We start from the raw sequence: 25,085 nt of genomic DNA, 5'->3' as shown, positions 1-25,085 counted from the left end.
ATGAACATATTATTTGAAACAGCAGCAACAACTACAGGAGGACGCAAAGGACACGTAAAAAGTGCCGATGGTGTGCTCGATTTTAATCTAAAAATGCCTATCCAATTAGGAGGTGACGGCGGTAATTATACCAACCCAGAGCAATTATTTGCAGCGGGATATTCCGCTTGCTTCGACAGCGCTCTGCAAATGGTAGCCGGAAAAGAAAAGTTACCTATAACATCGAAAACAACAGCGGTTATCGGACTCGCCATGACAGATGTATCGACTTATTCCTTAACAGCGCGTATCGATGTAGCTATAACCGGTGTTTCCGAAGAGGTTGCCAAGACATTACTCGAAAAAGCACATGCCGTTTGTCCTTATTCTTTAGCCTTAAAGGGTAATGTAGCCGTTGAACTCAACTTAGTATAGTCCTGTTGACATCAATAAACCGCATTTCCACGAAAAAGCAGCTCAGGCCAAGGTTTGAGCTGCTTTTTTCATAGTACTGTATTAGTTCGCTCTTTGTATGCCCTAACAAACACGCCCCTATACTACTGGCTTACAAAACCCTAGGCAACTTTTGCTATTTTAAAAAAAGTAATCTAATATTACCAGACATTAAAAGACACCCGATATGACACGCAAAGAATTCCTTAAAATTTGTAGTATTCTCGGAATCAGCCTCCCCCTTCAATCGGTATTCGGTGCTGAACAATTCATTGATTCCCCTAAAAAGTCAGTGAATTTTAAGGGTAAAATACTCATTATAGGAGCCGGAGCTGCTGGCCTGACAGCGGCCTACCGATTGGCCCAATTAGGTATTGATTTTCAAATTTTGGAAGCCTCGCCAAATTTGGGAGGCCGAATGAAAACTGTCAACGATTTCGTCGATTTTCCCATTCCCTTAGGCGCAGAGTGGTTACATGTTGAAAAGAGTGTCTTTAACGATATTGTAAACGATGCTGAGGCGAGCATAGCTATCGAGACAAAAGGATATGAAAGTTCCGATTATGGACTCTATGATGGTGAAGAAATTTCTATGGATGACATGGGCTTTGACATCGACCAAAAATTTGTCAATTCATCATGGTTAGATTTTTTTAAAACCTATGTAGTTCCAACAATCGAGAGTAACAAACAATACAACCAAATAGTCGAATCCGTAACCTACCATTCCGATGGTGTTAGCGTTGCCACCTCTACTAAAGAATTTAAAGCAACTAAGGTTATCGTAACTGTACCGGTAAAAATGCTCCAAAAAAAAGCCATCCGCTTTGTCCCAGCACTACCAGAAAAAAAATTAAAAGCCATAGAAAAAGTAACCGTTTGGGATGGTTTTAAAGCTTTTATTGAGTTCTCTGAAAAGTTTTATCCCACCGTTATCGAAACCTCAATTCGTCCTCGAAAATCTGGACAAAAACTGTATTACGACGCTTCCTACGGACAGCATTCTGAGAGAAACGTACTCGGGTTCCTAGCCCTTGGAACCGCAACTGTACCCTACGCCGAGTTATCAGACCAGGCCCTGCTCCAATACATGCTCAAGGAACTAGATGCGCTTTTTGATGGCCAAGCTTCCGAGCAATACCTTCAACACATTACCCAAAACTGGAGTCGTGAGCCTTTTATAGAAGGTGCCTATGTGTACGACCAAGAGCGTTGGAGAACTGTAAAAGTACTCGGTCAGTCCGTGAACAACAGATTGTATTTTGCTGGAACTTCTTATACAGATGGCAGTGATTGGGGAAGTGTTCATGCTGCCGCAAAATCGGCTTTGCGCTGTGTAGCAGAACTACTGAACTAGATATCGATTTTCTTTTGGACACTAATTCGCACGTTTCTCGAGCATCGTATTTTTAACTAGGTATAAATTGACGAGATTTATGTATATTTATGCAGTTACTTTTTAAAAAAGTACGTATCAAAATGCATTGCCCTATGAAACTGAATACCACTTTCGCTCACTATATATTATACTTTGCTCTCCTGAGTAATGGAGCACTTCTCTTACGATTCGTATTCGATTCCTTCTTTATTCTGTGTGAACCCTGTGCTCCCCATACTCCATGTCCTCCCTGCCAAACACCATTTATGACCGACGTATGGTGCTATAGTGCCATTTTAAATTCAGTACTCTTAATCGCATTTGTTATTTCAATCACTACAGCTACTAAAACCCGTAAAGATTAATGCTTACAGTTAGAAATCTCACTGGTACTGGTACTTCACTGGTATAAACGCCCCTCCTTTTTAACAATTATTCCCAGTTATCAACAAAAAGTTACCGCCGATAACACAATTCGTGGCGTTTTGAACAAACCTCTCTTCCTTATCTAATTTTCAGTCTATTTTTACTAAGTCCCTCCATCAAAGCAATCAGTAGCGCATACTTTACTACTGTAAGTAGCGATGCCCCTTAACAACGAGGATATCTTTGAAAGAGTAATTACCGAAACAGGTAACCACTATTTAAAGCAGGCAATCAAAAAAACCAAGTAGTTTGAAAACTTGCAAAAAAAATCAGGAATTATGAAAAAACGACTAATAGCCTTCGCTCTTCTTTTTATCACCACCAATGCGCTCAGTGCAAAATTTATATACTAGAGTTTTGTATATGAATTGTGCAGAATACGCAGATATTTCTCAAGGCATCGCGATAATGGCAGGAGTAAACTACGGCACTTCGCTTATAGTATGGCGTGCTTCTTATGATGGTTGTATTGCCTATCAACTCGAAACCTTTAAGGAATTCTCTGAAGATGACATAGACGATGGTGACGATCCCAAGTAAGTAAACTTAACAGACCGCTACAATTATTCATAGACAGTGAATTAAATAGAAACCTATGAAAACATGGATAACAATTGTTCTTCTTCTCTGTAGTTACACTCAACTCGTTTCGCAATCAGGAAATCATGTGATACTTTATGAGGTAAGTACCAAACCCATAGATATATCCAAGTACTTAAGTAAGGAAAACAACAATAACAAAGTGCTCACGACAAATTTAAATAAACTATTCAATTCGAGTAAGAAACTGACTTTTAAGCTAGTCTGTACTCCAAATGAATCGGGCTTTTTCATGCTAAATAAAATGGATATCCCAACTAGTAAAAAGAACCTAGCAGAACTCGTGCTAGGCAATGAGTACTACTATACCAACCTAAAAAACAGTACTATTTTATGTAAAAAGGAAGCGCTAGGAGAAACCTTCATTGTAAGTCATGACATGTTTAAGTGGAAACTTACTCAAGAAGAAAAACGGATTCAAAACTACCTGTGCAAAAAAGCCATAGGCACCAAAAGAATCGTCAATAGTAAAGGAGTTTTTAAGTTTAAAATCGAAGCTTGGTTTACACCTGAAATCCCCATTAGCTTCGCCCCTTTAGACTATATGGGCTTACCTGGTTTGATATTAGAACTGACAGGAACACATTACTATTTCAAAGCCAAAAAGATTGAATTGAACACGACTATTCACGATAAGATTAAAAAACCAACATCGGGAATCACAGTAAGCTATAACGAATTTGAAACGCTCGTTAAAAATTCAATGCAAGCCTATAAAAAGAAATATCATTAAAATTTGAAACTCTTAAAATGTTTAATCTTGATGCTTTGCATGCTCTTGACAAACGAGGCCTTGACACAATCCGTATCTTTATCAGGCACAGTGAAAAATGACAAGGGCGAGATTTTGCAATTTGCTGCTATAATCGCCAGTTCCAAAGCTAACAACAATCGATTGGCATACACACTCAGCGATGAAGAAGGCCAGTACCATTTACCACTGAAGCAGCTCCATCGCTACACAATTTCCGTGTCCTATCTGGGATATCAAAAGTATAAATTTGACATTACTCCAAACTCCGACCTATCGAAAGATATTATCTTAAAGGAAGCTATACATAAGCTCAATACTGTGATTATTGAACTACCCGTAACAGTAAAAAAAGATACGATTACCTATAATCCCCAAACCTTTGTTGACGGTACAGAGCGAAAACTTAAAAACCTACTAAAAAAGCTTCCAGGTGTTGATTTAGATGGCAAGGGCGGCGTGACAGTACTCGGTAAAAGAGTGACTCGACTTCTGGTTGATGGGAAAAAATTCTTTGATGGTAACACAAAACTAGGTATAGAAAACATCCCCGCCGATGCCATTAAAAAGATTGAAGTCATTGATAACTACAACGAGGTATCCTTTTTAAAAAACATCTCAGATTCAGACAATATGGCTATGAACATCCAATTGAAAGAAGACAAAAAACACTTTGTTTTCGGTAATCTGGAAGCAGGTACTGGGCATACTGGTTTTTATAAAAGTACGGCTTCCTTATACTACTATACTCCAAAAACAACCGTGAACGTAATAGGGAATAGCAACAATACCGGAGAAAAGTCGCTTACTTTTAAAGATTATCTCAACTTTCAAGGAGGAATCAACGCGGTTTTCAACTCAGACTTTAACTGGACAGGGGGCCTTTTATCTCAATTTTTAAAAAACAAAAACAACCTTAGCAATACACAACATTTTGGGGCTGTAAACTTCACTAGGACTGTAACTGATAAACTGGAACTCTCGGGCTACGCTGTACTCTCGTACAACAAGGAGCGAAGTTTTCAGGAAAGCTCACGCGAATACACGGCATTTTCAGAACTAAGGCAGGTACATGGATCGTCAAAAACACGCTTTGGTGTCACAAAGCTAAACCTCTCATTTACCCCGACTCCTCAAGAACAATTTTATCTCAGAAGTCAAATTAAGTTCAATACCAACGACTATTTTAAGGATGTTTTGTCTGCCGTAAACCAACAAAGTAATTCCATTATAACTCAAAAAAACATCAAAACCAGCTATGCAAATCAAAGTTTTGAATGGCATAAAAAACAATCAGAAAAACACCGATTCTCCGCTATTTTACAAACCATAGTGGAGAAGAACACCGCCACCAAACACTGGAATGCATCTCAGCCCTTCTTAGCTAGAATAAAGCCAATCCTTCCCCCTATCAACCCACATCAGTCACAATTGGCAATACGCCAAATTAAAAAAGAGACTCAACAGCTTTTACAAACTACGTTGAAGGACTTTTGGCTTTTGAGTACTAACCATCACATCTACAATACGCTAGGTGACACGTATCAACGTGAAAAGTTTATCCATAGAGATGCCCAGCTATTAGACGATGCATCCGTGAACAACTTTGACCCTGGTGGTTTTAATAATCGTGTCGTATTCACATTAAACAACTTCTTTTCTGGGCTGCATTACAAATTCAAAGCAGGTATATTCACTTGTAAACAAGGTCTATTCTTACATAGTTACCATTGGCAAATTAATCAATCCAATTCACAAATAGACCATCATAAATGGGTACTACTTCCCGATTTTTTAATCAAAATTGAATTCAATAAATCAAAAAAAATACAACTCAACTACAAGCTAAAAACTCGTTTCCCCAATGTTTCCAAACTAACGAATCGCTATTACCTAGAATCTTACAATACGGTATTTAGAGGAAATGAACATCTCGAAAATGAGTTATACCATTCCCTCACAGCATACTACAGTAGGTTTAGCTTATACCGAAATGTCTTATTACTATTGAGTGCCAGTTACCAAAAAAAAATACGTGGATTTAGCACTACGGTCAATTTTAAATCGATCAATCGAATTACGAGTATTGCACTTTTAAACAATGCTATTGAGCATTGGAACCTTCGAGGAAGCATCAAAAAAAAGATTAAAAAAATTCAATATCAGCTGCGTTTAAACTACACACAAGCTAAATTTTTACAACAACTCAATTCCTCATTGGTCGTTAATACCAACAAGAAATTTTCTTATGAATTGAGTGCGAAAACCTCATTTCACAACTTCCAAAATATAGCAATTGGATACAAGGGAAATACCGGAAAATACATTACCGATGCTAACAGTACCACATTTGTTGTTCACAACCCTTCTGCGAGTATCGCATATTCACCATGTAAAAACCTCCGCTTAAAAGCAAATTATCATCACTACCACTATCAAAACCAAAACCTCCGTCAGCATACCTATTATACCATCGTAAACACCTCTTTGTCTTATCAAAAAAAAGACAGCCCGTGGAACTTCGAACTCCGCCTTCAAAACCTTAACAATGAAAAATTCAAGCAAAGCAATCGATTTTCAAGTTATGTTATTTCAGATACAAAAAACTATATCCTACCCAGAATATTCCTACTGAGTATTGGGTACAAATTGTAGTGCAAGAAACTCCCTACGCCTTTAAAAATACCACTGCCATACTTTGAAATTAACCATAATATCATCAAAAACCACCAATTGGCCCAACGCTTTGAGTACTCTCACAGCCGAATACATCAATAACAAAAATCCCGCAGCCCTTTGATGATGCTAGCATTTACTTTACATTTGGAATAACAAGCATACTTAGAAAAACTGCTAAAAAAATGACCGAAAAAGAATTAGAAAACATCATATCCTATTTAGAGGAACATCATAAAAAGGAAACTGCTCTTTTTGGATTTTATCATCAAGATGGAGATGAATATAATACTTGTATCAAGGCCAATGAACAAGGACTTAGCTTATTTTCGTCTGAACTGTTAAAAGCAATTCTAAAGGTTAGAAATCAAAAAATTAAAAAGGACACGGTTGATTATATTGATTTAGAACTTGACTGGACTGATCCGAATGCAAATTACTTTTTTGAAAATATCATTCTTACAAAAGAATTAAAAACAGCTAATCAACAGATCATTCCTGAAGAAAAACAAACATGGAAAGACCAATTTTATGGATTCTTAATTTTTAGTAGCATCCTGCTACTCATCGCTATGATACTGATAGGATTTTTTACAACTATTAAATGGATATTCTAAACCAGTGTACTAGAGTAGTATATTGGTCGTTACTATTTCTGAGTGGATGTTAACAGCAGCCACCTAAAACTAACTTTTGGAGTTTCGAACAACTAATTCGAGCGAGTACAGAAAAACAGTCAAAACAGTCAAAACAGCATGAAAAAAATTAGTCTACTACTAGTAACAGGAAGTTTAGCTTTCCTGACGTACTTCGGAACGAAAATGTCTTTGTTTGCAACAGGAGCTAAAGAACTCGTTCAACTCGAACAAAAAAAGGTTATCCAACTTCAGGGATCCGAGCAAAAAGTTAAAATAAATGAGGGCGATATCATTTTTCAAACCTCAACATCTCCCCAAAGTAAGGCCATTCAATTAGCTACAAACTCCCAATACAGTCATATGGGGATTATTTTCAAAAAGGATGGACAGTTTTTCGTTTACGAAGCGGTGCAACCCGTAAAATTTACACCACTAGCAGTTTGGATACATCGCGGTAAAAATGGACATTACGTTATAAAACGACTTAAAAACGCCGATCGACTGTTGTCCAGAGCTACTTTGAGTAAAATGAAGAAAATTGCGGAGCAATATAAAGGGAAGCCCTATGACCTTTACTTTGAATGGTCAGACGATAAGATCTATTGCTCTGAACTCGTTTGGAAAATCTATAAACAGGCAACCGATATAGCAATTGGACAACTGGAAAAGCTATCGGACTTTAACTTAACCAAGGATATTGTGAAGGCTAAAATGAAAGAACGCTACGGAGACCATATTCCCTGGAACGAACTAGTGATCTCTCCAGCAGCAATGTTCAATTCGGACCAACTCATGACCATTGAAGAGAATTGAAAACCGCAAATAAAAAAGCCAGCCGCTAAAAACATATATAAAACACAACTAATAAATAGTTAACCAAGAGGTTTGTTGTATAGGATAAAAAGGAAGCTAAATTCTTAATGTGCTTAAAAGAAATGACAAACTAAAAACAAAACATCAATATTCGACTCGGTATTAATCAGAATAGTTACTGTCTTTTCACAGGCCACATTTCATACACAATCACGTTATCCCTGCTATGAAAAGAAGCTCAATGTATTATTTAAGGTCGTCTTTAAGTATTCGTGCTTTTATTTTTCTACGTTTAAACACGTACTTAGCAGGTCATGACGGAGATTTACATGGAGATTTTATTCCTTCTTACTTCATCTCTAAAAGCCAAAAGCTCATCATTTTTACGTAACTTTACAACAAAAAATCGCAAATAACGCTACTCAAAACGTTAGCAAAAAATTGAAAATGAAAAAAATAACCTATGTTATACTGGTAACTTTAGTTATTGTTTCTTGTAAAGGTACTTATTATCTAAAAAAAACTAATATCGAATTAGATACTTATACTAATTCAATTTATAAAGTTGGATTAATCATTTCTGCTTTAGATAAAGAAAGTAACTTTTATTCGATGTTCTATGCAGAGATTAAAGCAACATCTGATTTCAAAAAATTAATAAAGTTTAACTTGAAAAATAGAGAGGATTTTTACAATATCTCTAATGGTATTTATGCCCCTATTTCTAACGAATTTTATTTTACCTCAAACACTAAGCAATCACGGTAGTTAGCACTGTATTTGAATCCATTCGGTATTGCGAGCGTGCGTGTTTGATAAAAAATTAAAGCACCTAAATCAAGGTCATACAAGACCGTTTACAACAAAATAAAAAAATTAAAAATGATAAAAGAGATCAAAAAAAAATTAAAAACAAACGTAAATGTTCTAAAAGGAATAGGGATACTTGAAATAGTTGGAGGAATATCAGGAATCGGAATGATTCTCTGGTTGATATTACAACGAATGGAAATAAACCTGTATGTCTTATTAATTTTATTAATCGCCATGGGCTTCTACGCATACTCTATTTATGCTGGAATAATGTTGTATAAACATAAAGAGAATGGAGTGTTGCACTCAAGAATCTTACAATATTTCCAACTATTTGCTATTTCAACAGGTGGAACGACTTATTTATTAACTTCTGGTGGAAATTTCTTTTTGGGTTACAATATCACAAAATCGATTATTGAATTCAAATTAGGAATAATTTCAAGCGAATTTAAATTAAATATCATGAGCACTGGACAAAATGATTTTGTCTATATGAACATTATGGCAATTGTTATTATACTATTACTTGATAACGCTGTGAGTAAAATTCAAGAACTGAAGATTTCAAAAGAGAATTACGAAAAGAATAAGGAGGAATTCTTAGCAACTCAAAACAATGAAATATAGGACAGTTTACAACGATGCTTAACCGAAATTCCGAGTGGATCCTATTGCGTCCGAATTTACTCAGAAATACGAGTCGTAAAAATTGATCGAAAATTAAAAAACACATAAAACTATAAATAAAAGCTATACGAGACCACCATACTCCATTTAACCCGAGAGAACTACAATAATGAAAAATATCTGTTTTATAATTTTTAGTACATTGCTTTTTTGGGGCTGTCATAATTCAAAAAATATAGAAGGACATTGGCATTTAAAACCGAAGTTTGCTGAATTTGAATATCACACTTTGGACATCAGTAACCAAAGTGACACACTAGTATATTCTGAAAAATATACTTTTGAACCGTATCAAATCAGACATGAACCAAAAGAAAAGTATTTAATTTTTGGAGGTTGTGGAGGTTTTTTCTCTTACACTGCAGGCCCCAAAAGTCTTCTCCTTAAAAATGTTCAAGATTATGGAGATTATATTGGAGAAAAACACGAATTAACAAACGCTCATATTTTAGAAGATTATAAAAAAAATCTAATCATTGATGTTAGATTTCCTGAAATAGCTAATCAGAGTCTCGTCAAAATAGATGAAATACCTATTGGAGCGGGGATAGAAAATATAATCATTGGACGTCCGAAACCTAAAAAAAATGTTTTTTTCATAGACAGAGATAGAATTCAAGTAAGACATGAGTATATAGATATTGAAAATCTTGAAAAGTTCTTAGATAAAGTAAAAGGATGTTATACAAATGAAAATTTACCTTTTGTTAGTTTTAGACTTATTTCAGATAAAAATGTGTCTGGTGAGTTAATTTTTTCAATAAAAGAAAAACTTAACAAAGCTAATTTTAAAAGAGTATATTTAACTTTCTTAAAAAAGGACATTCAGGAATTAGGAAATTTATTTGAATACATAGATTTGAAAAATATCGAATTGAATTCAGACAAAAATATTAACGATATGTTCTGACAAAAGCGTTATACAACCACCTAGTCAGTTCATTGCTACTATCTTGAAGAATCCTAGTAAATTTTCTGCTAGGGGATTCACTTAAAAACTTTAGTAAACCCCCATGTAACTATGCATAAATGAAACTACTAGTAATAATTAACAAATGATTAATAAATTGGTTTCTAATTTCGAAAAAGATAAAAGGAAAAATGAAATTGAACGATTAAGAAATAGCATTAAACTCGACGATATTGTGTTTTCGTACGAGAAATACTTAGACTATCTGACAGAAGGAGATGTACCGATCTATTCTGAACGAAGTGAAATTACTATGAGGTTTTTAGACAGAGACTTTTTAGACTCTCATGAAATTATTGTAGAAATTGACTCAAATAATGATTTTGCTTTCAAAGACGCCTTCTTTGAACCCATATAAAAAACTCTTGCCAGTCTGGTATAAAAGCAATTATGGTAGTTTCAACTATATCAGAATCCACTCGAAATTGCTAAAGTCTTTGCTTAACCGAAAAATTAGTGCGATTTATCAAAAAAATGAGAAAACAAATTACAGTTGAAGAAGCAATAAAAAAAGGACATTTAATCGTAAATGCTCCCGTGTTTATTGTAATTATTGGTTGTCCAGCTTTTGCTATGTACTTATCAGTACAGTATTCAATTCCGAGCTGGGGAATTGGAGCAGGGTTTTTAATAGGATTTCTTTTTGCTTGGTTGATTTGGAGTTTTATGATTACCAAATGGAGAATTTGGGCTTTTGAAAATGTGAGAAACGTTCACGAATTAAAGAAAAGAGCTATCCAAGAAAAATTAATTTGGAATGACGGAAATATTTTCGAAAAAACGGAAATTAGGACTGCCAAGGATAAAATTAAGCTTAAAATACTTGAGAAGAAATTTGAACAAAAAGATAAATTTAGAGAAGACTACTCTCTCCCACCTAAAACAGAAATATACCACTCTAAGGTAGATTGTTATGTTAATCTCATAGTTTCTATTTTAATAATTGGAGTTGGAATTTACCTTTTTAGTAAAGGGGGAATCAAACTCTATATTTTGAGCATAATTACTATAGGGATTGGAATTTACAGCACCATAAAAGAACTTCGAAAAGTACTCGATACAAAACCAATACTAATAATCGACTCGAAAGGAATCCAAACTAAGAACCTGGCATTTAAAAATTGGTCAACTATAAAAAGTGAGGAAGTTGTTCAAGAAGGTTTCGGCAACTCAGCTAAAGCCTATCTAACTTTCTATTACGACGAAGACAAGTTTGAACAAACAGCAATTGATTCACTGAATATAACACAAAGAGAATTAGAAAATATAATTAGAACATACAGAATACGAAACAATAAAAATAACCGCTAATACAGTGCCATGAAAAAAGAGAAAATTATAGCAAAATTAGAAAAACATTGTTCTGAAAAACTATACGTACGACTGACTAGGAAAAAAGGTGGTTTTCAAGGAATTTCTACTGGATTTATCCTTGATAAGTCGCCTGATTTTATACTACTACAAGAAACTGATGATTTCAGAGTTTTAGGATATCAAATTATTCCCATTCAAACAATTAAACACGTTCGATTTAATAAGAACGACAAAACTATCCATCGAATTTTAAAAGAAGAAGGGGTAATAAATGAGGTTAAAGCCAAACACAAAATTGATTTGACCAACTGGAATTCAATAGCAGAAGACATTAAAGCAACGGAATTAATAATAATATCGGAATGTGAACATCCGAAGCAAAACTTTTTTTGCATTGGACAATTAAAGCGTATTAATAAAAAGTCTATTTCAATCAGATATTTTAATGCTCAAGGTGTTTTGGATAAAAAAAACACAAAGCACAAATTCAAGGATATAACAAAACTGAGTTTTGACGACCGCTACGCAAACGTATTTTCAAAATATCTAAGGGAATAGTAGAAAGATTAATAGACTTCAAAAACATCCTAAACAACAACTGAATAAATAACTATCACCAACAGCGTATAGCATTCATTACTACCGATAGCCTATTGATGAACAGCTTCGTCTATTTTCTATTCGGTTTTTATTGACTAAATTACGTATTAAATTGTGCAACAACATGTTGTGTTTATTGAAAATAAATTGTTTATAAAATGAAAAGAGCATTATTAATTATTACTATTTCAGTAATTACCTCGTGTAACAAAAAGATTCAGAACACCTGTAAAATTCCAAACTCATTAAAGAATAAAATAACGGATGTCTTAAACAACAAAATTGATTCTGAGGAAGGTTTTTATGATATCAATAATTATCTTTTTGCAAAAGAAGCAGAAAAAAAGTATCACAAAACTGACAGTCTTAAAAACATTAAGAGTTGTGACCTATATGCTAAATCCTTAGAAAGTTTTTTTCAATCTGAGAATGTATACAAGCGAGCATTATCTTACAGATTAATTGGTTTTATGAAAGATTCTCTATACAATAACAAACTAATAAAAAGATTATCAGAAGGCGAAAAAACTATTTTAAAACAGTGGAATATCATAGCTTTAATGGATAATAAAGTTCCGAATACTTCTGATTTAATTTTTGAACAATTTGTAAATGACACGAGTTTACCTATTCAAATATTGGGTGGGATATTTGTAAAATATGATGATGTAGCCGTAAAGCAAACTTGTTGGAAAAATATAGATTCCAAAAACAAAAAAGCTCAAATTTTGTCGATTCAGTTTTTAGCCTCTTACGGTAGAGATGAAAAACTACTACAGAAAATCAGAGAATTTACAGTTAAATGGGAGGAAGACTACCAAGGATATCTACTTTCGGCTTTGTCAATGCAAAATGAAGGAAACATTAAGGAATTAGTTGTCCCTTATGAAAACACTAAAAACGACCGACTTAGAAATCAAATTATAAGTACCTTAGAAAACAGCCCAACGTCTGAAGATCAATTATACGCTGAAAAATTGAAAAAACTAAATACGGCAAAACCTAAGTAAAACGCAGGTTGGTTTATACCTTCGTACATTTTAGAAATGAAGAAATACATTAACATAATTGTCCTGTTGTTAACCTTAACTGGTTACGGACAAAGTGCTATTGAGATGAAAACACCAGAAAATGCGAATGAAAAATTTGCGCAATTTATCGCAAAGAAAAAGTTCGTAGCTGAAAATTACTATAACGGAGTCGCAAATGAAAAAATGCGCTCAATTTTTACAGAGAAAATTAACAAGGTCGCATCCGACTTTCAAAGTGTTGCAACATCCGGAAATCCGACTGACAAAAAATATCAAGAGAAAATTAAAATCGGACTGTCAAGATTTGCAGATGTTTATATGAAATTGGATACGGAAGACCGAGAACGAGTTTGTTCGTATTTTGAGGAACTCATGGACATCGTCGGACTGAATAGTTCGAATGGACAACTGAATACATTTATGTACGGTTTTGATCCAATGGAAAAGGCTAAAGAAAAGAATTAGATCTATTCTTACGGGAACCTGTTTACTCAAATTCGAAAGAAACATAGTATATTTTAAATTAGTTTTTGAAATAGGAATTATCCTTTTTAATACTGTTACGATCCATAGAGAACTCTTCAAAAAGAATACAGCGAGATAGAGAGCTTTAAAATTACACGTATCGATCTAGACTAGAAGGTACTATTTTCAATGACACCAACTATTGATTTTTTCCTTTGGGGATTGACAATTAGAAAATCCAACCTGTGGAAAAACTGCCCATTTGATTAAAAAAAACTTCAACTTCTAAAAGAAGTATTGCTATCAAGACAACAAAATCTCACTCACAGGATTATTGGCGAAATCCCTAATCAAATTGTAGCTATGTTGACTTTCCACTAAGAATGACTCAATATTTTTTCTCGATAAGCATTCAGATGTGCGGTGGTTGTACACCTGTTGAGATATTTAGAAAGAATAAAAGTTTACGAATACCATTGTTTTTTATCAAATAATTTTTACTTTCGTCAAATATTTAAGAATTGCTATCTGAATATTACTATTTAAAATTTACTATTTGAAAATTACTGCCTGAATATTACTATTTAAAATTACTATCTGAAAATTGCTGCCTGAATATTACTATTTAAAATTACTATCTGAAAATTGCTGCCTGAATATTACTATTTAAAATTACTATCTGAAAATTGCTGCCTGAATATTACTATTTAAAATTACTATCTGAGTATTACTGTTTAAAGATTGCTGTCTGAAGATTATTCTCTGAAGATTTTTTTCCGAAGATTTCTGTCTGAAAATTCTTTCAGGCTCCATTTTACAAAATGAACTTAAAAGATCAAAAATATTTATCGTAGAACAAATAGGTGGAAGCCGAAAAACCTAAAAAAGAGTAGGCCTTCAAAATAAATACCAAACAAATGAAAAAAATACTCTTGAGTATCTTAACTATTTTTATTGTATCCGTATCAATTTTTCTCTATATCAAAAGAGATAATTTTGTCTATGTAGGATCAGTAGACATTATTGACGTTGATTGTAGTAAAAAACTTCAAATTTTGAGCGAGGTTTATGAGAGTGATCAAAAGATTAGAAAGGCCAATGATCTCATCAAACATGCTAAAGAAGATCATAGAAATCAAGAATTAGTAATTAGCATTATTGAAAAGTGTGGTATCCCAACATTAAATGAAGTAACTCAAAAAGAAATGACTGCAATATGGTTGGGGCTACAACATACTACTAAAAAGCATAGAAAAAAATACTTCCCACAGATAGAGAAAGCAGTAAAAAATGGAGATTTATCTAAACAGCAATATGCATTGATGAAAGACAGAATTTTAATGGATGAGGGAAAACCTCAAATATATGGTTCACAGATCAAAGACGGCAAATTGTATCAATTAGAAAATCCTGCAACGGTAAACGAAAGAAGAAAAAAAATGGGAATGGGGACGATAGAAGAATATTTAAAGCGCTTCAACATTCAATTTAATCCGAATTAAAAATTCCACCTGTCCTAAAAACAGGTGACCCAAGTTATTGAAAAAGTATTAATTAAAATAAGAAAAAAATTGCAGTTTATTCAAAAAATACAAGTTATAGAAAGAGTCGATAGCTTAATCAAGCTAAAATCAACGGGAACAGCTCATGAATTATCACGACGTCTATGCGTTTCTAAACGAAGTGTATATAATATTCTTGAGCTAATGAAAAATATGGGGGCACCTATAGAATATTGTCAAATAAGAAGAACATATTATTACTCCTATCAATGTGATTTCGTCCTTGGGTTTATTGAGAGTAAATAATCCTTAAGTAAACGAAGATAAAATTTCTAATAATTTTTTCTGAGTGCAAAATATTTGCACAAACGCAATTTAAATTAGCACCATCGATGGGATAAGCTGCAGATTATCTCAGTAGGAGATATTCTTCATCCTATAAAAGAAGAGTTAATATTTAAATTATTTTATTATGTTAAAATTAGAAGATTTTAAAATTAAAGAAATTGAGACTTTAGACACAATCAAAGGTGGTGAAATGGGGCGTCCACGTCAATGTGCTGAAATGACCCATTCATATGTAAACTTTTTAGGTTGGATTGTTAAAACTAAATCAGTTGGTGATATTCACGACGATTAAACCATTGCTCAATAAGTATTGAGTAAGAAGTTAACTTACAAAGATTATCTCTATTAGTAAATTATTATTTGAACGTAGAGATAATTTTATTTTAAAATAAAAATCAATGGAAAAGCATTTAATAGTAACTCAAGATAGTGATAAATCTTCAGATGAAGTTTGTAGCTGGTTTTATAGACATGGTGTACATTTCAAAAGATTGAATCTTGATTCATACAAAATGATTGATCGTAATAATGATCTGTATTTTGACTATTTTAATTTCGATAGTGTTGACATCAGCATTCCTGGTAAAACAGAAGTTAACGATGAAAATCTTGCAAAAAAGTATACTTCAATTTGGTATAGAAGACCGAGGGCTAATTTTGACAACATGGTAATAGACCAGACTGAATCAGATCTGTCTAAAATTCTTTTTGATAAAATAAAATCGAATCAAAAATCGGAATTAAGAGAACTTTATGAATACATTTTCAATTCTTCTTTACATGGCTCAGTCGTATTAGGAAATAGATTAAAAACTAGAGTAAACAAACTAGAAATTCTATCTCTGGCAAACAGATTAGGCATTTGCATTCCTAGAACCAAAGTAGTTACTAAAAAGAGTCAAATATTAGAATTCCAAAAAGAGGTTAATAATTCCCTTATAACGAAATCGATCTTTGAACCAATATTTGCCATAGACAATGACTTAGAACAAAGACATATATCTTATACGAATGAATTGACAGATTCTATACTAGAAAAAATACCAAATTACTTCTCTCCGAGTTTATTGCAAGAAAAAGTAGAAAAAGATTTTGAAATCAGAACTTTTGTGATGGGAGAAAACTTTTACAGCATGGCTATATTCTCTCAGAATAACAAAAAAACGGCTGTAGATTTCAGAAAATACGATCGAGAAAAGCCAAACAGAAATATCCCCTTTACTTTACCTGAAGAATTAAAAGCTAAAATAAAAAAACTGTTAAAAGCGATCGATTTTAATACGGGTTCAATTGATATTATCAAAGGTACAGATGGAAAATACTACTTTTTAGAAATCAATTCAGTTGGACAATTTGGAATGGTTAGCAAGCCTTGTAATTATAATATAGAGTATCATATATATAAATATTTAACCAGAAATGAAGAAAAAACTTCTTAATTCGGATATTTCACTTGAACAGTTATCCCTTAACACTATTTTAATTGATTCATTTGAATATTCAGATGATAATAATGGAAGCCAACTTTTTTTAGGTCGAAATTCCTTGATAAATACTAATCAATATCATGTCAGAGAATACTATAAATTAAACACAACAATAATTTTGAATTATGGATAAAAGCAAATTTTTGAGAGTTTTTACAGATTGCTATTTAGTTGAAGGGGATGATGGTTGTGTAATATATGATTTAACAAGACTGAAACTCATTTCTATCACTAAAATAACATACGATGTATTAAAAGAAATAGACGGAAAAAGTATCGATTTCATTATCTCAAAATTCGGAAATAATATAATTGAGATTATTGATTATTTTCTCACTGAAGAAATATGTTTTTTAACTGACCATCCTGAAAATTTCCCTAAGATTAGCGAAGATATATATTTTGAGAATGAATGCTATTCAGCAATCTTAGAAATTGGTTCCTCGTCTCAATATGATTATGTTAAAGTAATAAATGAACTTAATCAACTAGGCTGCCAAATGTTACTGCTTTCCATTAAATCAGATAGTAATATAACGTCAGAAGAAATCTCAAAAATTTTTAATGCTACAACAAATTCTTTTTTGAAATGTATTGATGTAGTTATTCCGAGTTCTTTTGAAAACGTATTTTCTATGGATTTTTTCAACCAAAATATCAGAGTTAATTCTGTAACTTATTTAGGTTCCGAAGAATTTAAGACGGAGACAAATGAGAATTATGTATCAATAAAAAGAATAAAAGATGAAGAATTAAATTGGACTGAAAAAATCGTTCCTACAAATTTCACTTTTACTTTGAAGAGCTTCATGGAATCAAAGAAATACAACACTGCTCTTAATCGTAAAATTTGTATTGATGAATTTGGTTTTATAAAAAATTACATAAATCATCAAGAGCATTTTGGAAATTTATCAACTACTGATGTTTCAATAAGCCAAGTGTTTCGAAGCTCCGAATTTCAGAAAAAGTGGGACATCCATAATGATCTAATTGAAAAATGCAAATCATGTAAGTTCCGCTATTGTTGTTTTTCAAATTCAGACCTTCATTATTCTGATGAGAAATGGTATAAACTAAATTCCTGCGAAAATTTTGAGCCCGTAAAGGTAAGCGCAAATTGATTGCTATCAATCTCAAAATAAAAACGTTACTGTAAGCCTAAAGAAAAAGACAATTAAGCACCTTAGAATTTAAGATTTTATAATAAGAATGATTAAATCATTTCCTCATTACAAACAACCCGATCAGAAGGATTGCGGTTCAACCTGTGTCAAGATAATTGCTAAGCATTACGGCAAAACAATCTCTATACAATACCTTCGTGAATTAAGTGAAACTACAAGAGAAGGAAGTAGTTTATTAGGGTTGAGCAATGCTTCAGAAAAAATAGGATTAAGAAGTTTAGGGGTAAAAATTAACATGCATGATTTATTGCAAGCTCCTTTACCTTGCATCCTTCATTGGAACAGTAAACATTATGTAGTTCTTTATAAAATTAAAAAGAATGTTTTTTTTATTTCTGACCCAGCAGCGCACGGCGTACTTAAATACAGTAAAGAAGAACTCTTAAAACATTGGATTGGTAATAATGCAACAGAGCAAACAGAGGAAGGTATAGCCTTATTAATAGAACCAACTCCAAAATTCTACGATTCAGATATTGAAAAAGACAATCAAGGTTTCGGCTTCAATTTTTTATCCAAATACCTATTTAAATACAAGCGGTTCTTGTGGCAGTTAGTTATTGGGTTGGTTACTGCAAGTTTATTGCAGCTAATTTTTCCATTTTTAACCGAAAGTATTGTTGATATTGGTGTTAAAAACCAAGATATACATTTTATATATTTAGTTCTATTTGCCCAATTAGCGCTATTCATTGGTAGAACAGCTATTGAGATTATACGAAGTTGGATATTATTGCACCTGAGTACAAGGATTAATATATCTTTAGTTTCAGATTTTTTTATAAAACTGATGAATTTACCTATTGCGTTTTTTGATACTCGCATGACTGGAGATATTCTACAACGGATTAACGATCATAAGCGTATTGAACAAATGCTAACTACGTCATCATTAAACGTGTTATTTTCCATGATGAATTTGTTGGTATTCAGTTTTGTACTGGCGTATTACAACATATTACTTTTTGGTATATTCCTGACAGGAAGTCTTCTATATTTTTTATGGGTTGTTATTTTCCTTAAAAAACGACGAGATTTAGATCATAAACTTTTTTCTGAAATGAGTCAAGAGCAAAGCAAAGTGATTGAACTTGTTAATGGTATGCAAGAAATAAAATTGCACAATGCAGAAAAAAGAAAACGTTGGTCATGGGAGTTTGTACAAGCTCGTTTATTTAAGGTTTCTATTGAAACTTTGGCTTTAGAGCAGTACCAAAGTGTAGGTTCAGGCTTTATTAATGAACTAAAGAATATTTTAATTACTGTACTATCTGCAAAATTAGTGATCGATGGTGATATTACTTTGGGAATGATGTTATCCATCAGTTATATTGTAGGGCAATTAAACTCACCAATAGCGCAACTCATTGAATTTGTCAGAGAAGTCCAAGATGCTAAAATCTCATTAGACCGTTTATCAGAAATTCACAACAAAGAGGATGAAGAACAACAAGATGTTGAGAAAACAACAAATATCCCATTGAATGTAGATATAAAACTTTCTAAAGTATCATTTCGATATATTGGGGCAAGCCAAATGATATTACAGGATTTAGATTTAACCTTTCCTGCAAAAAAAGTAACTGCAATAGTTGGAGTCAGTGGAAGTGGTAAAACTACGTTAATGAAATTACTCTTAAAGTTTTATGACCCCAATAATGGTCAAATAAAAATTGGTAATCACGATTTACAAAATATATCTCAAAAAACATGGAGACACCAATCTGGAGTTGTCATGCAAGAAGGCTACATTTTTAATGATACCATTGCTAATAATATCGCTGTAGGTGAGGATTATGTGGACAAAAAGAAACTTGCACATGCGGTCGATGTCGCCAACATTCAAGAGTTTATTGAATCTTTACCTCTTTCCTATAATACAAAAATAGGTATGGAAGGTGTTGGCCTTAGTACAGGACAAAAACAACGTTTGTTGATAGCAAGGGCGGTGTATAAAAATCCAAACTTTTTATTTTTTGATGAAGCTACAAGTGCATTAGATGCCAATAATGAAAAAGTAATTATGGAAAAACTCAATACTTTTTTTGAAGATAAAACAGTAGTTGTGATTGCCCACAGGTTAAGTACTGTAAAAAATGCACATCAAATTGTTGTCTTGGATAAAGGAAAAATTGTGGAGGTTGGAAATCACAATACTTTAATTCAGAAAAAAGGAAACTACTATCACTTAGTAAAAAATCAATTAGAATTAGGAAAATAAAATGCCAGAAAATAATCATTTAGATAATATAGAGCTACGAAGCGAAGAAGTACAAGAAATACTTACTAAAGTCCCCCATTGGATGATACGTTGGGGAAACTCTTTATTATTAGTATTAATCCTAATGTTGTTACTTTTATCTTGGTTTGTCAAGTATCCAGATATTATCACTTCAGAAACAATCGTAACCACTAAAAATCCTCCTCAAAAAGCATTTGCCAGAGTTACTGGAAAAATAGACACTATCTTCGTCAAAGACAACCAACAAATTACGGAAAATACGCCTATTGCTCTCATTGAAAATACCGCTAACCACGAAGATGTATTTTTCTTAAAATCTGTTTTAGATACAATTACCTTGAAAAAAGATAGCTTTTCTTATCCACTTGAAAAAATACCTCTTTTATTTCTTGGAGATATTGAAAATGTTTATGCCAATTTTGAAAACAATTATATACAATACATTTTAAATAAAAAGTTACAACCTTATTCAAATGAAGCGATTGCTAATAGTATTGCTACATCTGAATTAAAAAGAAGACTACAAAATCTTAGGTCTCAGAAGCGAATTAACAAAACCGAATTGGACTTAAAAAAGAAAGATTTGGATAGAAGTAATTCCTTGTTTGAAAAAGGTGTTATTTCAGCACAAGATTATGAGACTAAACAACTAGAGTATTTACAGACCGAACGTAACTATCAAAATATGAGTTCATCAATCTCTCAATTGCGTGAAGCTATAGCTAATAGTAATAAAACGTCTAGGGGAACTGAAATTACTCGTATTCGTGAAGAAATGACTTTATTAAAAAACACGATTCAATCTTTTAATTTACTTAAGAAAGCTATTAAAGATTGGGAATTACAATACGCTTTTATCTCTAAAATAAACGGAACAGTATCTTTTTTGGATTATTGGAACAAAAACCAATCGGTGACACAAGGTGATTTGGTTTTCACAATTATTCCTTCTGAATATTCAGACTATGTCGCTAAACTAAAAACTCCTTTACTAAATTCTGGAAAAATAAAAGTTGGACAACAAGTAAATGTAAAATTGCAAAACTATCCTGATTATGAGTTTGGTGTTTTGAGAGGAACCGTTAATAATATTTCTAATATTCCCAGTAAGGAAGGGTTTTACACTATAGATGTATTACTTCCTAAAAACTTAATTACATCCTATAATAAGAAGATTAATTTTAAACACGAAATGCGCGGGACAGCAGAAATTATCACTGAAGATTTACGCTTAATTGAACGTTTCTTCAATCAATTTAGAAAAGTCTTGAATAGGTAATGATTATAAATTCATTATTTATAAAATAAATTACTTTCTTCAAATAGACCTGGAAAAGGAGGCTCGTCTGAACCTTTTCCATGCGCTATTTACCCCAAATAAAAAAAGAGCCCCAATCTCTTGAAACTCTTTACTCAGTAGCGGGAGCAGGACTCGAACCTGCGACCTTCGGGTTATGAGCCCGACGAGCTGCCTACTGCTCTATCCCGCGATTTGCGGTTGCAAAGATAGGACTTTTTATTACTATTTTCCAAATAAACTTAACAATTTCTAAACATTTATTTTTAAAACCATCATTAACAAGCCATTAAAAAAAGTCGCTTCTGTAAAAAAGAGCGTATCTTTGCAGCATGACACATAAAGCTGGATTTGTTAACATCATTGGAAACCCCAATGTTGGTAAATCAACCCTAATGAACGCCCTTGTTGGCGAAAAACTTTCTATCATTACCTCTAAGGCGCAAACTACACGTCATAGAATATTAGGTATCGTAAATGACGACGATTATCAAATTGTCTTTTCAGATACTCCAGGAATTATTAAACCTGCCTATGAGTTACAAGAATCCATGATGGATTTTGTAAAATCAGCTTTTGAAGATGCTGATGTCCTCATCTATATGGTAGAAGTCGGAGAGAAAGAACTAAAAAACGAAGCTTTTTTTAATAAAATTATTCACAGCAAAATCCCTGTGATTCTCTTGTTGAATAAAATAGATAAGTCCACACAAGAACAGGTAGATGAAAAAATTGCCTATTGGAGAGCCAAAGTTCCCAATTCTTTTGTATTCGTCATTTCTGCTCTTGAACGATTTAATGTGGAGACCGTATTTTATAAAATCATCGAATTGCTCCCAGAAGGGCCTCCCTTCTACCCCAAAGATCAACTGACGGATAAACCAGAACGTTTTTTTGTAAACGAAACCATCCGTGAAAAAATCTTACAACAGTACAAAAAAGAAATTCCGTATTCTGTAGAAGTTGAAACGGAAAGCTTTGTCGAGGAAGAAAACATCATCAAAATACGTTCGGTGATCATGGTTGAACGCGATACGCAAAAAGGAATCATTATCGGACACAAAGGTAGCGCTATTAAACGCGTAGGAACCGATGCCCGCAAAGACCTACAGCACTTCTTTGATAAAAAAGTATTTTTAGACTTACACGTTAAAGTCAATAAAAACTGGCGTTCTAACGACCGTCAGCTGCGTCGCTTTGGTTATAAAGACTAAGCCGACGACTTGAGCTGTAATAGCAAGCCTTTTGTATAGGCTTTTAAATCGTCCATCTGTTTTTGACCTGTAGCTTTGCCAATACTCCCAATAAAGTATAAACTAATCCATATTAGGGGGAGTACTACCAGCATGGTTACAGGTAAAAACAAGGACTTTTCTAATCGATAGTTAGCATATGCCAAAACGGCGAATACGACAAAAGCCGTCCCTACTGCAAAGTGAATAAACATAAATAGCGTCCACACCTGAGGTTTCGGACCAAACAATCCCCGAATTTTACTGAGTCCATCTTCACCTCCTTCGATTTCCAACTGTAATTGCGGTGACCAATAATGTGCTTCCTTTTCAGGAACATCAATTACAATGTGCTCATCTACTACTTTAATTCTATAGGTATTTTCTAACCCTTTATGCACTTCAAAACGCGCTAAAAGCTCAGCGGCATTCATAGCAAAGTCGAATTGAAATCGCGGTTTAAGAAAAATCTGATTATACACTTGATCATCCATTGGTAGTATTGTTTGATGATAACAATTTACAAACATTCTGTTCACAATCATAACTTTTCATTTCTTTTTGTCTAACCTTCAGCTAATAGTGAAAGTGAAGTTTTGTAAAAACTAACAAAACAATGAACTACCTACGCAAAGGGCTATGTACCCTTATCTTCGCAGCCTTCCTAGGATGCAACGACGAACAGCCTCAAGACAGCCCTGTAAATTTAGCGGTCAATTTTCAACATCGAACAACCTTAAAAGTCGGTGGTGAAGGAGCTGCTGAAATAACCGCCTACGATACACGTAGCAAAAAACTATTTATCGTAAACGTGGAAAAAAAAGAAATTTCAGTCTACGACATCAGCGATTTAAACGCCCCTAAACAAAAAAACAGCATTCCTATAGGCAATGGTGCTCCCAATAGCGTCAGTTGCGCCAACGGAAAATTAGCCGTGGCCATTGAAAATACCGTCAAACAAAACAACGGGAAAGTACATATTTACGATGCTGCTACTCAAAACTTAGAACAGAGTTACACCGTAGGTGCGCTTCCCGACATGCTCAGTTTTAGTAAAGACGGTAAACTCTTGTTATGTGCAAATGAAGGGGAACCTAATAAAGACTATACACAAGATCCCGAAGGTAGCGTGAGCATTATCAATACAGCTAGTAAAACTGTCAAAACCCTCGACTTTAAATCTTTTAACTCGCAACTTTCAAGTTTACAGTCAAAAGGGCTTCGTGTTTTTGGCCCCAATGCAACCTTAGCACAAGATGTTGAACCGGAATACATTGCCATAGCTGATAACGGAAAAACTGCGTGGGTTTCCTTACAAGAGAACAATGCCATCGCCAGGGTAAATTTGACGAGTCAAACCATAGAGGCCTTGTATCCTTTAGGGTTTAAAGATTATAGCTTGGAAAAGAATTATATCGATCCTAGCGATAAAGATGGTAAAAAAGAACTCCGTAAAGTCCCCGTTTTTGGTATGTACCAACCCGATGCTATTTGTACGGTAACCATCAAAGGGACCCAATACCTCATATCAGCCAATGAAGGAGATTCCCGTGAATACGAAGGAACTCCTGGTTATGTAGGGGAAACACGCGTCAAAAAACTACGCTTAGACCCTACGGCATTTCCCAGTAGTGAAGACTGGCAAAACGAAGCGAAACTCGGTCGGCTAAAAATCGCTAAAGACCTTGGAGACACCGATAATGACGGAGATTACGATGCATTGTATTCGTATGGTGCCCGCTCCTTCAGTGTTTGGTCAGAAAACGGCAACCTACTTTACGACAGTGGAAATTCCATAGCAAAAGAACTCATGGCCCGCAGTGCCGATAGGTTTAATGACAATGACAAGCGCAGCGATGACAAGGGAGCAGAACCTGAAAGTGTAGCCGTTTTAAATATTAAAGATCAACGCTACCTGCTGTTCGTCGGTCTCGAACGCACCGACCAAGTACTTGTTTATGACCTTACAACACCTACGAATCCAAAGTTCTTAGACATCTTATCGCATTCAGGCGATGAAGCACCTGAGGGGATACTAACGCTAACCGCCGACGAAAGTCCTTCTGGTAAAGAACTCGTCATTATTGCTAATGAAGATAGCGGTACGGTTAGTATTTTCGAAAACATCGCATCAAATTAACAACTTAACAACTATTGGAGGCTTTCAATAGTTGTTTTGTTTTACAGAAACAC

At 33.7% G+C, this 25,085-nt stretch carries 24 protein-coding genes and 1 tRNA gene; 23 read left to right on the top strand and 2 right to left on the bottom strand.

What is annotated here, in order from left to right; all coding sequences use genetic code 11:
- The 21 genes from ACKTS5_RS03660 (at position 1) to ACKTS5_RS03560 (ending at position 21,642) form a co-directional block, all read left to right on the top strand.
- The gene (locus ACKTS5_RS03660) at positions 1-414 is read left to right on the top strand and encodes an organic hydroperoxide resistance protein (RefSeq protein WP_408042483.1); all 414 of its coding nucleotides are present in this window, start codon (positions 1-3) and stop codon (positions 412-414) included.
- Positions 415-619: 205 nt separating this feature from the next.
- Positions 620-1,789 (top strand): flavin monoamine oxidase family protein, encoded by a 1,170-nt coding sequence (locus ACKTS5_RS03655; protein WP_408042482.1) that lies wholly within the window; start codon positions 620-622, stop codon positions 1,787-1,789.
- An 810-nt stretch (positions 1,790-2,599) separates the two neighbouring features.
- The gene (locus ACKTS5_RS03650) at positions 2,600-2,776 is read left to right on the top strand and encodes a hypothetical protein (RefSeq protein ID WP_408042481.1); all 177 of its coding nucleotides are present in this window, start codon (positions 2,600-2,602) and stop codon (positions 2,774-2,776) included.
- Between the two features lie 55 nt (positions 2,777-2,831).
- A complete protein-coding gene (locus ACKTS5_RS03645) occupies positions 2,832-3,569 on the top strand; it encodes a GLPGLI family protein (RefSeq protein ID WP_408042480.1) in 738 nt (245 codons plus the stop codon).
- A 39-nt stretch (positions 3,570-3,608) separates the two neighbouring features.
- Positions 3,609-6,242 carry a carboxypeptidase-like regulatory domain-containing protein gene (locus tag ACKTS5_RS03640; protein WP_408042479.1) on the top strand — a complete coding sequence of 878 codons (2,634 nt, stop codon included), beginning with the start codon at positions 3,609-3,611 and terminating at the stop codon, positions 6,240-6,242.
- Positions 6,243-6,448: 206 nt separating this feature from the next.
- Positions 6,449-6,880 carry a hypothetical protein gene (locus tag ACKTS5_RS03635; protein WP_408042478.1) on the top strand — a complete coding sequence of 144 codons (432 nt, stop codon included), beginning with the start codon at positions 6,449-6,451 and terminating at the stop codon, positions 6,878-6,880.
- Positions 6,881-7,018: 138 nt separating this feature from the next.
- Positions 7,019-7,714, top strand: a complete 696-nt coding sequence (locus tag ACKTS5_RS03630) for a YiiX family permuted papain-like enzyme (RefSeq protein WP_408042477.1) — start codon at positions 7,019-7,021, stop codon at positions 7,712-7,714.
- A gap of 447 nt (positions 7,715-8,161) precedes the next feature.
- Positions 8,162-8,482 (top strand): hypothetical protein, encoded by a 321-nt coding sequence (locus ACKTS5_RS03625; protein WP_408042476.1) that lies wholly within the window; start codon positions 8,162-8,164, stop codon positions 8,480-8,482.
- Between the two features lie 114 nt (positions 8,483-8,596).
- Entirely contained in the window at positions 8,597-9,157 is a 561-nt protein-coding gene (locus ACKTS5_RS03620) for a hypothetical protein (protein ID WP_408042475.1), read from the top strand.
- Between the two features lie 169 nt (positions 9,158-9,326).
- A complete protein-coding gene (locus ACKTS5_RS03615) occupies positions 9,327-10,127 on the top strand; it encodes a hypothetical protein (protein WP_408042474.1) in 801 nt (266 codons plus the stop codon).
- Between the two features lie 145 nt (positions 10,128-10,272).
- Positions 10,273-10,545, top strand: coding sequence for a hypothetical protein (locus ACKTS5_RS03610; protein WP_408042473.1), 273 nt, complete (start codon positions 10,273-10,275; stop codon positions 10,543-10,545).
- 116 nt (positions 10,546-10,661) lie between these two features.
- Entirely contained in the window at positions 10,662-11,498 is an 837-nt protein-coding gene (locus ACKTS5_RS03605) for a hypothetical protein (protein WP_408042472.1), read from the top strand.
- A gap of 9 nt (positions 11,499-11,507) precedes the next feature.
- A complete protein-coding gene (locus ACKTS5_RS03600; RefSeq protein ID WP_408042471.1) occupies positions 11,508-12,059 on the top strand; it encodes a hypothetical protein in 552 nt (183 codons plus the stop codon).
- A gap of 200 nt (positions 12,060-12,259) precedes the next feature.
- Positions 12,260-13,111: a hypothetical protein gene (locus tag ACKTS5_RS03595; protein WP_408042470.1), complete on the top strand. Its 852-nt coding sequence runs from the start codon at positions 12,260-12,262 to the stop codon at positions 13,109-13,111.
- 36 nt (positions 13,112-13,147) lie between these two features.
- Entirely contained in the window at positions 13,148-13,597 is a 450-nt protein-coding gene (locus tag ACKTS5_RS03590) for a DUF4844 domain-containing protein (protein WP_408042469.1), read from the top strand.
- A gap of 917 nt (positions 13,598-14,514) precedes the next feature.
- On the top strand, positions 14,515-15,099 hold the full coding sequence (locus ACKTS5_RS03585; protein ID WP_408042468.1) for a DUF6624 domain-containing protein: 585 nt from the start codon (positions 14,515-14,517) through the stop codon (positions 15,097-15,099).
- Positions 15,100-15,571: 472 nt separating this feature from the next.
- Positions 15,572-15,739, top strand: coding sequence for a hypothetical protein (locus ACKTS5_RS03580; protein WP_408042467.1), 168 nt, complete (start codon positions 15,572-15,574; stop codon positions 15,737-15,739).
- Positions 15,740-15,845: 106 nt separating this feature from the next.
- Positions 15,846-16,886, top strand: a complete 1,041-nt coding sequence (gwsG, locus tag ACKTS5_RS03575; RefSeq protein WP_408042466.1) for a grasp-with-spasm system ATP-grasp peptide maturase — start codon at positions 15,846-15,848, stop codon at positions 16,884-16,886.
- 173 nt (positions 16,887-17,059) lie between these two features.
- Positions 17,060-18,058 (top strand): hypothetical protein, encoded by a 999-nt coding sequence (locus ACKTS5_RS03570; RefSeq protein ID WP_408042465.1) that lies wholly within the window; start codon positions 17,060-17,062, stop codon positions 18,056-18,058.
- 91 nt (positions 18,059-18,149) lie between these two features.
- Positions 18,150-20,342 (top strand): peptidase domain-containing ABC transporter, encoded by a 2,193-nt coding sequence (locus tag ACKTS5_RS03565; RefSeq protein WP_408042666.1) that lies wholly within the window; start codon positions 18,150-18,152, stop codon positions 20,340-20,342.
- A gap of 1 nt (position 20,343) precedes the next feature.
- A complete protein-coding gene (locus ACKTS5_RS03560; RefSeq protein ID WP_408042464.1) occupies positions 20,344-21,642 on the top strand; it encodes an HlyD family secretion protein in 1,299 nt (432 codons plus the stop codon).
- Between the two features lie 138 nt (positions 21,643-21,780).
- Here ACKTS5_RS03560 and ACKTS5_RS03555 read toward each other — a convergent pair.
- Positions 21,781-21,853 (bottom strand) — tRNA-Met (locus tag ACKTS5_RS03555).
- A 139-nt stretch (positions 21,854-21,992) separates the two neighbouring features.
- On the opposite strand from ACKTS5_RS03555, the gene era reads away from it, so the two are divergent.
- Positions 21,993-22,874, top strand: a complete 882-nt coding sequence (gene era, locus ACKTS5_RS03550) for a GTPase Era (RefSeq protein ID WP_408042463.1) — start codon at positions 21,993-21,995, stop codon at positions 22,872-22,874.
- Here the strand turns inward: era and ACKTS5_RS03545 are convergent.
- A complete protein-coding gene (locus tag ACKTS5_RS03545) occupies positions 22,871-23,386 on the bottom strand; it encodes a GTP-binding protein (protein WP_408042462.1) in 516 nt (171 codons plus the stop codon). The genes era and ACKTS5_RS03545 overlap by 4 nt on opposite strands.
- Positions 23,387-23,508: 122 nt before the next feature.
- Here ACKTS5_RS03545 and ACKTS5_RS03540 point away from each other — a divergent pair, with 122 nt between their 5' ends.
- The gene (locus tag ACKTS5_RS03540) at positions 23,509-25,032 is read left to right on the top strand and encodes a choice-of-anchor I family protein (RefSeq protein WP_408042461.1); all 1,524 of its coding nucleotides are present in this window, start codon (positions 23,509-23,511) and stop codon (positions 25,030-25,032) included.
- Positions 25,033-25,085: the final 53 nt, after the last annotated feature.

It is taken from the genome of Tenacibaculum litopenaei, assembly GCF_964514025.1.
Lineage (GTDB): Bacteria > Bacteroidota > Bacteroidia > Flavobacteriales > Flavobacteriaceae > Polaribacter > Polaribacter litopenaei.
The sequence above is the reverse complement of the archived record's forward strand: the minus strand, read 5'-3'. Positions and strand labels throughout refer to the sequence as shown.

What these genes read in the sequence shown, in the direction of transcription:
- ACKTS5_RS03660 (WP_408042483.1), top strand. Translation starts at nt 1, where the DNA reads ATGAACATATTATTTGAAACAGCAGCAACAACTACAGGAGGACGCAAA.
- ACKTS5_RS03655 (WP_408042482.1), top strand. Translation starts at nt 620, where the DNA reads ATGACACGCAAAGAATTCCTTAAAATTTGTAGTATTCTCGGAATCAGC.
- ACKTS5_RS03650 (WP_408042481.1), top strand. Translation starts at nt 2,600, where the DNA reads ATGAATTGTGCAGAATACGCAGATATTTCTCAAGGCATCGCGATAATG.
- ACKTS5_RS03645 (WP_408042480.1), top strand. Translation starts at nt 2,832, where the DNA reads ATGAAAACATGGATAACAATTGTTCTTCTTCTCTGTAGTTACACTCAA.
- ACKTS5_RS03640 (WP_408042479.1), top strand. Translation starts at nt 3,609, where the DNA reads ATGCTCTTGACAAACGAGGCCTTGACACAATCCGTATCTTTATCAGGC.
- ACKTS5_RS03635 (WP_408042478.1), top strand. Translation starts at nt 6,449, where the DNA reads ATGACCGAAAAAGAATTAGAAAACATCATATCCTATTTAGAGGAACAT.
- ACKTS5_RS03630 (WP_408042477.1), top strand. Translation starts at nt 7,019, where the DNA reads ATGAAAAAAATTAGTCTACTACTAGTAACAGGAAGTTTAGCTTTCCTG.
- ACKTS5_RS03625 (WP_408042476.1), top strand. Translation starts at nt 8,162, where the DNA reads ATGAAAAAAATAACCTATGTTATACTGGTAACTTTAGTTATTGTTTCT.
- ACKTS5_RS03620 (WP_408042475.1), top strand. Translation starts at nt 8,597, where the DNA reads ATGATAAAAGAGATCAAAAAAAAATTAAAAACAAACGTAAATGTTCTA.
- ACKTS5_RS03615 (WP_408042474.1), top strand. Translation starts at nt 9,327, where the DNA reads ATGAAAAATATCTGTTTTATAATTTTTAGTACATTGCTTTTTTGGGGC.
- ACKTS5_RS03610 (WP_408042473.1), top strand. Translation starts at nt 10,273, where the DNA reads ATGATTAATAAATTGGTTTCTAATTTCGAAAAAGATAAAAGGAAAAAT.
- ACKTS5_RS03605 (WP_408042472.1), top strand. Translation starts at nt 10,662, where the DNA reads ATGAGAAAACAAATTACAGTTGAAGAAGCAATAAAAAAAGGACATTTA.
- ACKTS5_RS03600 (WP_408042471.1), top strand. Translation starts at nt 11,508, where the DNA reads ATGAAAAAAGAGAAAATTATAGCAAAATTAGAAAAACATTGTTCTGAA.
- ACKTS5_RS03595 (WP_408042470.1), top strand. Translation starts at nt 12,260, where the DNA reads ATGAAAAGAGCATTATTAATTATTACTATTTCAGTAATTACCTCGTGT.
- ACKTS5_RS03590 (WP_408042469.1), top strand. Translation starts at nt 13,148, where the DNA reads ATGAAGAAATACATTAACATAATTGTCCTGTTGTTAACCTTAACTGGT.
- ACKTS5_RS03585 (WP_408042468.1), top strand. Translation starts at nt 14,515, where the DNA reads ATGAAAAAAATACTCTTGAGTATCTTAACTATTTTTATTGTATCCGTA.
- ACKTS5_RS03580 (WP_408042467.1), top strand. Translation starts at nt 15,572, where the DNA reads ATGTTAAAATTAGAAGATTTTAAAATTAAAGAAATTGAGACTTTAGAC.
- gwsG (WP_408042466.1), top strand. Translation starts at nt 15,846, where the DNA reads ATGGAAAAGCATTTAATAGTAACTCAAGATAGTGATAAATCTTCAGAT.
- ACKTS5_RS03570 (WP_408042465.1), top strand. Translation starts at nt 17,060, where the DNA reads ATGGATAAAAGCAAATTTTTGAGAGTTTTTACAGATTGCTATTTAGTT.
- ACKTS5_RS03560 (WP_408042464.1), top strand. Translation starts at nt 20,344, where the DNA reads ATGCCAGAAAATAATCATTTAGATAATATAGAGCTACGAAGCGAAGAA.
- era (WP_408042463.1), top strand. Translation starts at nt 21,993, where the DNA reads ATGACACATAAAGCTGGATTTGTTAACATCATTGGAAACCCCAATGTT.
- ACKTS5_RS03545 (WP_408042462.1), bottom strand. Translation starts at nt 23,386, where the DNA reads ATGGATGATCAAGTGTATAATCAGATTTTTCTTAAACCGCGATTTCAA.
- ACKTS5_RS03540 (WP_408042461.1), top strand. Translation starts at nt 23,509, where the DNA reads ATGAACTACCTACGCAAAGGGCTATGTACCCTTATCTTCGCAGCCTTC.